At 66.5% G+C, this 12,763-nt stretch carries 8 protein-coding genes; 5 read left to right on the top strand and 3 right to left on the bottom strand.

Annotation, left to right across the window (positions count from 1 at the left end):
• The first annotated feature begins 15 nt into the window (after nucleotides 1–15).
• The 5 genes from C8271_RS09045 (at nucleotide 16) to C8271_RS09025 (ending at nucleotide 7,734) form a co-directional block, all read left to right on the top strand.
• Entirely contained in the window at nucleotides 16–1,677 is a 1,662-nt protein-coding gene (locus C8271_RS09045; RefSeq protein WP_106507006.1) for an alanine/glycine:cation symporter family protein, read from the top strand.
• A 116-nt stretch (nucleotides 1,678–1,793) separates the two neighbouring features.
• Nucleotides 1,794–3,416 carry an alanine/glycine:cation symporter family protein gene (locus C8271_RS09040; protein WP_106507005.1) on the top strand — a complete coding sequence of 541 codons (1,623 nt, stop codon included), beginning with the start codon at nucleotides 1,794–1,796 and terminating at the stop codon, nucleotides 3,414–3,416.
• 63 nt (nucleotides 3,417–3,479) lie between these two features.
• Nucleotides 3,480–5,147: an alanine/glycine:cation symporter family protein gene (locus C8271_RS09035; protein ID WP_106507004.1), complete on the top strand. Its 1,668-nt coding sequence runs from the start codon at nucleotides 3,480–3,482 to the stop codon at nucleotides 5,145–5,147.
• Between the two features lie 113 nt (nucleotides 5,148–5,260).
• Nucleotides 5,261–7,093, top strand: coding sequence for a dihydroxy-acid dehydratase (gene ilvD / locus C8271_RS09030; RefSeq protein ID WP_106507003.1), 1,833 nt, complete (start codon nucleotides 5,261–5,263; stop codon nucleotides 7,091–7,093).
• Between the two features lie 2 nt (nucleotides 7,094–7,095).
• Entirely contained in the window at nucleotides 7,096–7,734 is a 639-nt protein-coding gene (locus tag C8271_RS09025; RefSeq protein ID WP_245921067.1) for a cation efflux transmembrane domain-containing protein, read from the top strand.
• A 180-nt stretch (nucleotides 7,735–7,914) separates the two neighbouring features.
• Here the strand turns inward: C8271_RS09025 and cobA are convergent, their stop codons facing one another.
• Genes cobA through nirB form a run of 3 tightly spaced genes read right to left on the bottom strand, consistent with a single transcriptional unit; the run spans nucleotide 7,915 to nucleotide 12,703 of the window.
• Entirely contained in the window at nucleotides 7,915–9,603 is a 1,689-nt protein-coding gene (gene cobA / locus C8271_RS09020) for a uroporphyrinogen-III C-methyltransferase (RefSeq protein ID WP_245921066.1), read from the bottom strand.
• Complete coding sequence (locus C8271_RS09015) at nucleotides 9,600–10,010, bottom strand: nitrite reductase (NAD(P)H) small subunit (RefSeq protein WP_106507002.1); 411 nt, start codon at nucleotides 10,008–10,010, stop codon at nucleotides 9,600–9,602. Before C8271_RS09015 ends, cobA begins: the two co-directional genes overlap by 4 nt.
• Nucleotides 10,007–12,703: a nitrite reductase large subunit NirB gene (gene nirB / locus C8271_RS09010; RefSeq protein WP_106507001.1), complete on the bottom strand. Its 2,697-nt coding sequence runs from the start codon at nucleotides 12,701–12,703 to the stop codon at nucleotides 10,007–10,009. The genes C8271_RS09015 and nirB overlap by 4 nt, the downstream gene beginning before the upstream one ends.
• Nucleotides 12,704–12,763 lie beyond the last annotated feature (60 nt).

The raw sequence follows: 12,763 nt of genomic DNA, 5'->3' as shown, positions 1-12,763 counted from the left end.
GGAGAGTCTGTCCGGATGTCAGGTATTGATGCATTGATGGAACAGATCTTCGGGCCGATCGCGGATCGCCTATCGAAGATCGTGTTCTATGAGGTGGACATCTGGGGCGGAATCCCCTTGATCGTCGTGTGGCTGATGGCCGCAGCGCTCTTCTTGACGGTGTGGCTGCGCTTCCAGCCGATCACTGGACTGAAGCACTCGATCCAGGTGATCCGCGGCAAGTACACCGCCAAGACCGACCCCGGTGAAGTCTCGAGCTTCCAGGCTCTTGCCACGGAACTGTCAGGCACTGTGGGACTGGGCAACATCGCCGGTGTCGCCGTCGCGATTGTCGCGGGCGGTCCGGGGGCTGCACTGTGGATCGCGATCTTTGGCTTCTTCGGTATGAGCGTGAAGATGGCCGAGGCGACCCTTGGCGTCATGTTCCGCCGTGTCAAGGAGGACGGCTCCACCGAGGGTGGCCCGCAGTACTACCTACGTGATGGCCTTGCCATGATCGGTTTCAAGAAGACCGGTCGCGTCCTTGCGGTCATGTACGCGATCTTCGCTCTTGTGGGCGTGTTCGGCGCTGGGAACCTCTTCCAGGCAAACCAGGTTGCCGCGATCGTCAGCGACGCGTCTGGATCCGCATTCTGGCAGGGGAACCAGTGGCTGATCGGCGCCATCATGGCCGCACTTGCTGCAGTCGTCATCCTGGGTGGAGTGAAGTCCATCGCCAAGTGGACCTCGGCGCTCACCCCCGCGATGGCCGTGCTGTACATCTTGTGCACCCTGCTCATCATCGTGATGAACATCCAAGACGTGCCCCACGCCCTGTCTTCGATCGTCACCGGTGCGTTCACCGCCGAAGGCATCGAGGGCGGAATCATCGGTGTGGCCGTCGTTGGTATCCAGCGCGCGCTGTTCTCTAACGCGGCTGGTGTGGGTTCGGCTGGTATGGCCCACTCTGCCTCCAAGACCAAGGAGGCCGCGACAGAGGGCTTCACCGCCATGTGGGAGCCGCTGGTCGACTCGATCATCGTCTGCATGCTCACCGCTGTGGCGATCACCGTCACCGGTGTGTACACCCAGGGTGGAGACGACGGCGTGGCGCTGACCTCCGCTGCTTTCGGCACCGTCGCCGGCTGGTTCCCTATGCTGCTGACGGTGGCCGTCGCTCTGTTCGGCTTCTCCACGGTTCTGGCCTATGAGTACTACGGCGAGCTGAATGCCCAGTTCCTCTTCGGCTCGTCTGCTGTGGTGCGCACCGCCTTCCGCGTGATCTGGGTGCTGGCCGTGGTCATCGGCGCTGCGATCTCGCTGGATTCGGTCGTGGCGTTCTCCGACGCGATGTTCTTCCTGATGGCGATCCCGAACCTGCTGGGCATCTACTTCCTGTCCCGGGTGCTGCGCCTGGAGATCCTGCGTCACAAGTACCGCGCCGATACCGGTGCGCTCACCGTCATCCAGGACCCAGATCTGCAGGTGGGAATGGGCGACCACGAGCCCACGCCCGAGCAGATCGAGGCCGCCCGCCTGGCGGAGGAGGCCGAGCAGAACCGTCTTGCCGAACTGCACCGCACTCTTGAAGAGGACCCAGACTTCCCGGTGCGCGCTCCGCACCATGACGAGTCCCTTTCCTCGCCGATGGGGGAGCCGACGATGCGCTTCGACGGCACCGATACGCCCGAGAAGTGACCTGGTCGATGCGTGGCGACCCCGTCGCCGTTCCTGAGTGACGCGACGGAGTCGCCACGCATCGGTCGTCTGTCATTGCGGCTATTGCCTGAACGAGGAAGAGAACAGAGAAAACTGTGGATGGCATCGACTCGTTGATCGAGACATGGTTCGCGCCGATCGCGAACGCTTTGGACGCTGTCGTCTTCGCGGAGATCCCCGTCTTCGGGGGCATTCCGCTCATCGTGCTGTGGCTGATGGCTGCCGCCATCTTCCTGACCATCTGGCTGCGCTTCCAGCCGATCACGGGTTTCAAGCACTCGATGGAGGTCATCCGTGGCCGGTTCAGCGCCAAGACCGATCCCGGTGAGATCTCCAGCTTCCAGGCTCTTGCCACGGAACTGTCGGGCACCGTGGGTCTGGGCAATATCGCCGGTGTCGCCGTCGCCGTCTCCGTCGGCGGGCCGGGCGCTGCCCTGTGGATCGCCGGCTTCGGCATCCTCGGAATGAGTGTGAAAATGGCTGAAGCCACGCTCGGCGTGATGTTTCGCCGGGTGAAGGAGGATGGCACCGTCATCGGCGGCCCGATGTACTACCTGCGCGACGGTCTCGCCTCGATTGGTTGGAGGAAGCTGGGCGGTGTGCTCGCCTGGCTGTACGCGCTGTTCGCGCTGCTGGGTGTCTACGGCGCCGATCTCTTCCAGTCCAACCAGGTCGCCGCGATTGTCACCGACGCCAGCGGCAACGAGTTCCTGCAGAACAACACCTGGCTGCTGGGTGTGGTGATCGCGGTCCTGGTCGGCGTGGTGATCATCGGCGGCGTGACCTCGATCGGCAAGTGGACCTCGCGCATCACCCCGGCGATGGCCGTGCTGTACCTGCTGTCGGTCATCGCGGTCATCATTGTGAACCTGCCGCAGGTTCCCAGCGCGCTCGGCGCGATGGTCAGCGGCGTGTTCAGCAGTGAGGGCGTTACCGGTGGTCTGATCGGCGTCGCCGTGATCGGCATCCAGCGCTCGCTGTTCTCCAACGCAGCCGGCGTCGGCACCGCGGGATTCGCCCATGCCGCATCGAAGACGAAGCGCCCCGCCACCGAGGGTTTCGTGGCGATGTGGGAGCCGCTGATTGACTCGGTCGTGGTCTGCATGCTCACCGCCACCGCGATCGTGGTCACCGGGCTGCACGAGAACGCAGGTGCAGACGTCGAGGGCGTGCAACTGACCGCTGCGGCCTTCGGGACCGTCGCCGGCTGGTTCCCGTACCTGCTAACCATCGCGGTCGCCCTGTTCGGCTTCTCCACCGTACTGGCCTACGCCTACTACGGTGAGCAGGCCGTGGTGTATCTGCTCGGAGACGCCCCGTGGGTGCGCTGGGCCTTCAAAGTGGTCTGGGTGCTCGGCCCGATCATCGGCGCTGCCGCGTCGCTCGAGGCGGTGATCACCTTCGCCGATGCGTCGTTCTTCCTGATGGCCATCCCGAACCTGCTGGGCATCTACTTCCTGGCCAAGGTGTTGCGCCGTGAGATCCTCTGGCATCGCACCCGGGTGGACACCGGCACCTTGGTTGCGATCCCCGATAAGGACCTGCAGGTGGGTATGGGGGATCATGAGCCGACGCCCGAGCAAACCGAGCGCGCCCGCCGTGAGGAGCGCGAGGAGCACGACCGCCTGACAGCGTTGCACCATGAGGTCTTTGGGGAGCGCTACACAACGCGGACCGACGGCAATAACCCACCGGCGGACTCGACCGCCACGCAGTGATCCCACCGGTGGACGAGAATCCGCCCGCCATCCGACTGACCCCTCCAGAGCAGGAGCCTTTCCATGAATGGACTGGACGCAGCGATTGAGGCGTTCTTCGCGCCGATCGCGAATGTACTCAACGCGATCGTCTTCTTTGAACTGCCGATCTTCGGTGGCGTGCCCGTGGTGGTGCTGTGGCTTATGGCCGCGGCGATCTTCTTCACCATCTGGCTGCGGTTCCAGCCGATCACGGGATTCAAACATTCCCTTCAGGTGATCCGCGGTCGTTTCGCCGCGAAGACCGATCCCGGTGAGGTCTCCAGTTTCCAGGCTCTTGCCACGGAGCTGTCGGGCACCGTGGGTCTGGGCAATATCGCCGGTGTCGCGATTGGCATCGTGGCGGGTGGTCCCGGTGCTGCGTTGTGGATAGCAATGTTCGGCATCTTCGCCATGAGCGTGAAGATGGCGGAGGCTACGCTCGGCGCGAAGTACCGTCGCGTTCTGCCCGACGGAACCACCGTGGGCGGCCCCATGTACGTGTTGAAGGAAGGCTTTGCCGAGATCGGCTGGAAGCGGACCGGCGCCGTGCTCGCGGCTGTTTACGCCGTGTGCGCCCTGATCGGCATGATCGGCGGCGGCAACCTCTTCCAGGCGAACCAGGTCACATTGCTGGTCACCGCCGGTTTCGGTGAGGACTCCTTCGTGGCTGAGAACAAGTGGATCGTCGGGGTGGTGCTCGCCGTGATGGTCGCCGTCGTCGTGCTCGGCGGCGTCACCTCGATCGCCCGCTACACCTCAGCGATCACCCCGTTCATGGCGATCATCTACATCCTCGCCACGCTCGTGCTGATCGTGATGAACATTCAGGCGCTGCCCGGTGCACTTGCGGAGATCGTCACCGGGGCGTTCACCGCGAAGGGCGTCACCGGGGGCGTGATCGGCGTTGCAGTCGTCGGTATCCAGCGTGCCCTGTTCTCCAACGCTGCTGGTGTGGGCACCGCGGCGATGAGCTTTTCCGCCACGAAGAACCGCACGCCGGCCACCGAGGGTTACACCGCCATGTGGGGACCGCTGATCGACTCGGTGGTGGTCTGCATGCTCACCGCCGTGTCGATCGTCATCACGGGCGTGCATCGCACAGGGGATCAGAACGCCGACGGCGTGGAGCTCACTGCGCAGGCGTTCTCCACCGTGGCCGGATGGTTCCCGATCCTGCTGACCATCGTGGTGTTCCTCTTCGGCTTCTCGACGCTGCTGAGCTACTCGTTCTTCTGCGAGATGCTCGCCACCTACCTGTTCGGTCCGACCAAGCGAGTGCGCCTCACGCTGCGCGTCGTGTACGTGCTGCTGACGGTCGTCGGCGCCTCGATCTCCATGACCTCGATGGTGGCCTTCGCCGACGCGACCACGTTCCTGGTCACGATTCCGAACCTGATCGGCCTGTACGTGCTCGCCAAGGTGGTGCGCCGCGAAATCCTGTGGCACCGCACCCGGGTGGACACCGGATCTCTGGTGGCGCTTGACCCGTCGATCGCCGTCGGCATGCGCGATCACGAGCCGACCGAACAGCAGGTGCAGGACGCCGAGCGCGAACGCACCGCTGAGGAGGACCGCCTCGACCAGTTGCATCGCACACTGGGCGCCGACCCCGACTGGTCCCACCACGACGAGCAGGGGAACTGGGTCGATACCGACGCATCGGAGCCGGCAGCCGACGAGGAGACCAGCTCCGATCGCGATCCTGCCTAGGGCTTGCGGCCACAGCCGTTCTCATCTGTGTGAACCGCTGCGGGGCCGTCGGTGGGCATCTCACCCATTCGACGGCCCCGCACGGCGTCGACCTGCATGGCTAGACTCGCTCCATGCCTCAGCTTCGTTCGCGTACCTCCACTCACGGCCGCAACATGGCAGGGGCCCGCGCTCTGTGGCGGGCCACCGGCATGGGCAGCTCTGACTTCGGCAAACCGATCGTCGCGATCGCCAATTCGTACACCCAGTTCGTGCCCGGGCATGTGCACCTGAAGAACATGGGCGATCTGGTGGCCTCCGCTGTGCAGGAGGCCGGCGGTGTGGCCAAGGAGTTCAACACGATCGCCGTGGACGACGGCATCGCGATGGGCCACGGCGGCATGCTCTATTCGCTGCCCAGCCGCGACATCATCGCTGATTCGGTCGAGTACATGGTCAATGCCCACTGCGCTGATGCGCTGGTGTGCATCTCCAACTGCGACAAGATCACCCCGGGCATGCTCATGGCCGCCATGCGCCTGAACATCCCGGTTATCTTCGTCTCCGGCGGCCCGATGGAGGCCGGCAAGCCGGTCGATGGCCTGGTCGAACACGGCCTGGACCTGATCGACGCGATCGCCATGAGCGCCGATGATTCCGTCAGCGACGCCCAGCTGGCACAGATCGAAGACAGCGCCTGCCCCACCTGTGGCTCCTGCTCGGGCATGTTCACCGCGAACTCCATGAACTGCCTCACCGAGGTGCTGGGACTGTCCCTGCCGGGCAATGGCACCACTCTCGCCACCCACGCCTTGCGCCGGCAGCTGTTCCTCGATGCCGGCCGCACAATCGTTGAGCTCGCTCGCCGCTGGTACGACGAGGACGACGAGTCCGTTCTGCCGCGTTCGATCGCGACCAAGGCCGCGTTCACCAACGCCATGAGCATGGATGTGGCGATGGGGGGGTCCACCAACACCGTGCTCCACATCCTCGCCGCCGCGATCGAGGGTGAGATCGACTTCGGTCTTGACGACATCGACCGGCTCTCACGCTCCGTGCCCTGCCTGACGAAAGTCGCCCCAAACGGCACCGCCCATATCGAGGACGTGCACCGCGCTGGCGGTATGCCGGCGATCATGGGTGAGCTCTCCCGCGCTGGCCTGCTGGACCACTCCGTGCATGCGGTGCACGCCGACTCCCTAGACCAGTGGCTGGCCGACTGGGACGTGCGCGGCGGCACCGCCACCAAGCAGGCCATCGAACTGTTCCACGCCGCCCCCGGCGGGGTGCGCACCACACAGGCGTTCTCCACCACGAATCGGTGGAAGGAACTGGACCTCGATGGTGAGAACGGGATCATCCGTTCCGTGCCGCATGCCCACACCAAGGACGGCGGCCTGTGCGTGCTGAAAGGCAACCTCGCCGCTGATGGCTGCGTGATCAAGACCGCTGGCATTACGGAGGACCTCTTCCACTTCGAGGGCACCGCCGTGGTGTGCGACTCCCAGGAGGAAGCGGTCCAGAAGATCCTCGATAAGACTGTGACCGAGGGCGACATCGTCATCATCCGCTACGAGGGCCCGCAGGGCGGTCCCGGTATGCAGGAGATGCTCTACCCGACGTCCTTCCTCAAGGGCCGCGGCCTTGGCCGGGCATGCGCCCTCATCACCGACGGTCGATTCTCCGGCGGCACCAGCGGCGTGTCGATCGGGCACGTCTCCCCGGAGGCCGCCGAGGGCGGACTGATCGGTCTGGTCCAGGACGGCGACCGCATTGCCATCGACGTCGATACTCGGTCCATCAGCCTCGAGGTCGACGACGCAGAGATCGCTCGCCGACGTGAAGCCAAGGGCGCGCTGCCCTGGCGTCCCGACACCCGCGAACGCGAGGTCAGCCAGGCGCTGAAGGTCTACGCCCATCTGGTGCGCTCCGCCACCTACGGTGCAACGCGCCGCCGACTGGACTGACTGTGAACGCCTCCGATACCGACGATGAGGACGACCTCACCGCGTCCGAACTCACCCGCCCGATGCGGCGGATCGTTGCCGTTGTCGCGGCGCTGAATCTGCTGGGCTTCGTCGTCGAACTGACGGCGGCGGTGCTGATCGGCTCGGTCTCGCTCTTCGCCGACGCCGCAGACTTCCTCGAGGACGTGCTGATCAACATGCTGGTGCTGGTGGCCGTCACCTGGTCTGTGGCCTCCCGTCGGCGCGCCGCCTATGCACTGGCTGGCCTGATTCTTCTGCCTGCTCTGGCGGCGCTCAGCACCGCCATCTGGCGCATCCTCACCTGGGAGGCACCCGAACCGCTCACCATGAGCGGTGTCGGTGTATTCGCGCTTGTGGTGAACCTGGTGTGCGCGGTGCTGCTCATGCGGCTGCGCAGCGGCCACGGGGCGCTCGCCCGCGGCGCATGGCTCGCCGCGCGCAACGACGTGCTCGGCAATGTTCTGATCATCGCTGCGGGACTTGTGACGATCGCCTGGTTCTCTCCGGTGCCGGACATCGTGATCGGCCTGCTGCTGACGGTGATCAACCTGGGTGCCGCCAAGGAGGTCCTCGAACAGGCCCGCGCCGAAGATCCCGCGCTCGAGCTCGACGACGGCTGAGCCAACCGAGCGAGGCTCGGCAGGGCACGAGCGTTCCCGCGGGAACATGTCTGTAGCTGTCGGCTCGACTGGCGCCGGAGCATCGTCAGAGCCGTTCCTGCGGGAACGTGTCCGCGGTTGGCACCGGCACATTACTCGGACCTGCCCGCGCCCGCCTGACCAGGCGGGGCTTGGGTGCAGTCAGTGCCCCAGAGCTGCCTCGTACCGGTCGATCGCGACGTCGATCAGCAGGTCATGAACGCCCATGGGGTCGGCGATCAGATCTGCGCCGCAGTCCGTGAGCATCTCCTGGAACCGGCCGGGGGAGAGGAGGTAGCTGGCCACCGCGACGCGGCCACCAGCTGGCAGCTGCTCGCGTGCGGTCGCGACGGCCTGCGCCGGGGTCGGCTCGGCGGCGGCGATGAATGCTGTGGTCACCGGGCGGCCGAGCAGTGTCGAAAGATGCTCGGCCATCTGCCGGGACATGTCCTGTCCGGCCGTGCTGCGTGTCCCGGCAGCGGCCATCACCACGGCGTCATCCTCACGCAGGCCCGCCTCGGCCAGACGCTCAGCCATCACCTGTGCGAGCCGCGGATCTGGCCCTAACGGCTCGGCTGCCACAGCCCGTCGGCCGCGCACGCAGCCGTGGATGTCCTCACGGACGTGATACCCGGTGGACAGCAGCATCGGCACCACGATCACCTGCGGCCCGGCGTCGTGATCGGTCTGGTCCTCCGCGCGGGTGCGCATTGCTGCAGCGGGCTGGGCGAGCGCTGCGACCACGTCATGCACTGACGGGTTCTGCACGTCCACGTATGCCTCGCGCAGAGGCAGAGCAGGGTGACGCTCACGCAGGTGCATGAGCAGGCGCCGCATGCTGTCGCGTCCGGCGCGCAGGCGCGTCCCGTGTGCGCAGGCAACCAGAACAGGGGCCGACGATTCGCCGCGCGCATCCGGCCCCGGAGCGTCGATCTCATCGCCTGGCAGCGCCTGTCTCCCTGAACCGGCCACGGAGGCCTCCGCGTCGGTCGGGACCAGGAAACCTTCCTGCGCTGTGCGGCCTGCAATGATCACCGCCGGATGCGTGATCCCCGCGTGCTCGACGCGCTCGACGATGGTGTCAAGCGTGCCGTGCACGGATCGCTGCTGGGGCAGGGTTGCTGACTGCACGACCGCCATCGGCAGCTCCGGATCGATCCCGCTCAGCAGCGCTTGCGCGCGCAGACGCGGCAGCCAGGACACGCCCATCATGAGGACCGTCGTCGTCCCCGGATCGCGCAGTGCCGCGAGATCCGCGGGCCCCAGGTCACCGTGAGCATTCACGACGTGCACAGCCACAGCGGAGCCACGATGTGTGACCGGGATCCCCGCCGCTGCCGGCCCCGCGACCGAGCTGGTCACACCGGGAACCACCTGCACATCGATGCCCGCAGCGCGACAGGCGAGGAGTTCTTCGCCGCCGCGGCCCAGCACGAACGGATCGCCGCCCTTCAGACGCACGACCCGTGCGCCCGAGCGTGCTTTCTCCACCAGCAGTGCGCTGATCTGCTCCTGGCTCATCGAGGGACGACCGGGGGTTTTGCCCACGTCGATCACGTCGACATCTGAACCGAGCCCGTCGACGAGCGTGACCGGTCCGAGCCGGTCCACGACCACCACGTCAGCCTGCTTCAGCAGGAGCAGACCGCGCACGGTGATGAGGTCCCAAGCGCCGGGGCCACCGCCCACCAGAGCCACCGTCCCGGGCTCGAGCGGGGCCGCGGTGCCATTGAGACCAGTGAGGCCGAGCAGCGTCGCGATGTCGGATGCCCCGGCGTCGACGTGCGACTGCGCTGCTCGCGCGTTGGTTGCGGTGCCCTCCGCGCCCGCGGTTCCCCCGGCGGCGGTCACGAGCGGTTCCGCGGCGCCGTGGCGACGCGGACCATGCCGTCCTCCACGGCGACATCGAACACCGCGATGGTCTGCGGCTCGCCACCTCCGGCATCGATCACCTCGCCGGTGTCGAGGTTCCACACCTGCTTGAACATCGGTGAGGCGAGCGTCGGCACCACCGGTGCGGATTCCGGATCCTCGCCCTCTGCCGGCACCCGATGAGTGCCCACGAGGCCGCGGGCGAGGATATTCGTACCCGAGTACGGATCGTGCTGCTGCACGGCATGCACGGACCCGTCATCGAGCAGGAACACCGCGATCTGGGTCCCATCGGGCAGCAGCGCTGCCGAACCGCGTTCAGGCGTGAGCGCAGACAGGGGGCAAATGTCGATCATGGTGCTCTCCTGATCACTGGCGATGCTCATTGCGCGTCCTCCACATCCGCACCCGCGCCGGCGGCAGCCAGCGCTGCGGCGCGGGCCTCCAGCGGGCTGTCGTACACCTCGGTGTCCTCCGGGCGTGCCGGACGCACCTGGAGGCGCTCAGGCACGTACTTGAGGTCCGGGTCGTGCTGATCCGGGGCGTTGACGAAGGAGACGAACTTGGCGGAGCGCTCCGGGTCGTTCACGGCTTCCGCCCACTCATCAACGTATGTCTCGGAGTGGCGCTGCATATCGGCCTCGAGCTCCTCGCCAATGCCGAGCGTGTCATCCACGATCACGCGGCGCAGCTCCTCGATGCCGCCCGGGTACTCCTCGACCCAGCGGGCGGTGCGCTGCAACTTGTCCGCTTCGCGGATGTACAGCATGAGGAACCGGTCGATGCAGCGCATGAGCGTGGCGTCATCGAGGTTCTCCACGAGAAGTTTGCCGTGTGCGGGACGGGCACCGCCGTTGCCGCCGACGAACAGGTTCCACCCCTTCGTCGTGGCGATGACACCGACGTCCTTTGCTTGGGCCTCCGCGCATTCGCGGGCGCAACCGGAGACGCCCACCTTGATCTTGTGGGGTGAGCGCAGCCCGCGATAGCGCTTCTCGAGGATGGTCGCCATCGTGGTGGAGTCCTGTACGCCGTAGCGGCACCAGTTCGTGCCCAGGCACGACTTCACCATGCGCAGTGACTTGCCGTAGGCGTGGCCTGACTGGAACCCGGCTGCGACGAGCCGCTTCCAGATCTCGGGCAGCTGGTCCATGCGGGCGCCGAACATACCGATGCGCTGTGCACCGTTGACCTTCACGTACAGGCCGTAGTCCTTGGCCACCTGCGCGAACACGAGCAGCTGCTCAGGCGTCACCTCACCGGCGGGCATGGCCGGGATCACCGAGTAGGTGCCGTCCTTCTGGATGTTCGCCATCACGTGGTCGTTGGTGTCCTGCAGCGATCCGAGCTGGCGACCCACGGGACTGTGGCGGCGCCCCTTGATGCTGTCCAGTGTGGCCAGGATGGAGGCCACCACCGGGCGGCACACCGCGCAGCCGCGTCCGGTGCCGTGCGCGGCCACGATCTCCGAGAACGTCTCCTGACCGCCCTCTTCGACAAGGGCGAACAGCTCCTTGCGAGACATGGGGAAGTGCTGGCACAGGGCCGTGGACACCGTGATCCCGGCCTTCTCCAGCTCCTTGTTCATGAGCGTGGTGACCATCGGCACGCAGGAGCCGCAGACGGTGCCTGCCGTGGTGGTCTCCTTGACCTGGCCTAGGGTCGTGCAGCCCTTCTCCGTCACCGCAGCGCGGATCGTGCCTGCGTCGATGTTGTTGCAGGAGCACACCACAGCGTCGTCGGGCAGTTCCGCATCAACCGTCGCACCGCCCTCGGGGGCGATCACGGCCGACGGGTCTGCACCGAGTTCGCGTCCGAGCAGCGGGCGCAGCCGTGAATACAGCTCGATATCGCCCACGAACACGCCGCCGAGCAGCACCTTCGCGTCGTCAGACATGACGAGCTTGCGGTACTTGCGGTTCACGGGGTCAACGAAAGAGACCTCGAGCGCATCCGGTGCGAGCGCGAGCGCATCGCCGAAGGCCGCGGCGTCGACGCCCACACCCTTGAGCTTCGTACCGGCGTCACCGCGCACATGCACCCGCTCGCCGCCGAGGAACTGGTCGACCACAACATCGGCCATGTCATTGCCCGGGGCGATCAGCCCCGCGCACACACCGTTGAAGGAGGCGCATTCGCCGATCGCCCAGATGTCCGGATCCGAGGTGCGGCAGCTGTCGCCGACGACGACACCGCCGCGTTCGGCGATGGCAAGGCCGGCCTCGCGGGCGAGGCGGTCGCGCGGGCGGATGCCTGTGGAGAACACGACCACGTCGGTGGGCAGCTCCGAGTCGTCGGTGAGCACGGCTGCGCCGATGGCCCCGTCTTCCGAGGCGGTGAAGCGGGAGGCCCCGGCTCCTGTGCGGGTATGGATGCCCAGGTCTTCGATGAGCAGGCGTAGCATCTCGCCGCCGCCCTGATCGAGCTGCACCGCCATCAGCCTGTCGGCGAACTCCACCACGGTGGTATCGACCTCGAGGCCATGCAGCGCCGCGGCTGCCTCCAGCCCCAGCACGCCACCGCCGACGACGATGCCGCGCAGTGGCCGCCCCAGTGCTTCCCGGCGCTCGGCGATGTAGGCGGAGAGATTCTCAAGGTCTGCCACCGTGCGGTAGTTGAACACGCCCGGCAGGTCCTTGCCTTCGGCGCGGGGGGACCATGCCCAGGAGCCGGTGGCGAGCACGAGGCGGTCGTATTCGACCGTGTCGCCGGAGGCGAGGGTGAGGGTGCGGGGTTCACGTTCGATTGACTCGACAGCGTCACCGGTGCGCAGCGTGATCCGCGGGTCCTCCCACACGGCGGGATCGAGCACCAGCATGCTGCCGTCGTGGCGCGTGAACCAGTTCGACAGGTGCACCCGGTCGTAGGGCTGCTGGGGCTCCTCGCCGATCACGGTGAGCTGCCATGTGCCGTCGGGATCCTGTGCCTGGAGGCGGGCAGCAAAGCGATGCGCTGTCATACCGCCGCCGACGACGACGATCCGGGAGCCCGCCAGATCCGGGGCGGTGTTCGTGCGTGTCGGCAGGGGGGAGGAGTCCACGGGCGCGGTGCCCTCGGTCGCGGGGTCAGTCGCAGTCATGAGCGGTCACACCTTTGAGTCGAGGTGGCTCCCGGGACGGGAACCGTAGATGGGTCACAA

It is taken from the genome of Brachybacterium timonense (assembly GCF_900258505.1).
Classification (GTDB): domain Bacteria; phylum Actinomycetota; class Actinomycetes; order Actinomycetales; family Dermabacteraceae; genus Brachybacterium; species Brachybacterium timonense.
Note: the sequence above shows the minus strand (reverse complement) of the source record. Positions and strands in the feature narration are given on the sequence as shown.

Excerpts from the sequence above, each read along its gene's own strand:
- C8271_RS09045 (WP_106507006.1), top strand. The coding sequence starts at position 16 with ATGTCAGGTATTGATGCATTGATGGAACAGATCTTCGGGCCGATCGCG.
- C8271_RS09035 (WP_106507004.1), top strand. The coding sequence starts at position 3,480 with ATGAATGGACTGGACGCAGCGATTGAGGCGTTCTTCGCGCCGATCGCG.
- C8271_RS09015 (WP_106507002.1), bottom strand. The coding sequence starts at position 10,010 with ATGAGCATCGCCAGTGATCAGGAGAGCACCATGATCGACATTTGCCCC.
- nirB (WP_106507001.1), bottom strand. The coding sequence starts at position 12,703 with ATGACTGCGACTGACCCCGCGACCGAGGGCACCGCGCCCGTGGACTCC.
- ilvD (WP_106507003.1), top strand. The coding sequence starts at position 5,261 with ATGCCTCAGCTTCGTTCGCGTACCTCCACTCACGGCCGCAACATGGCA.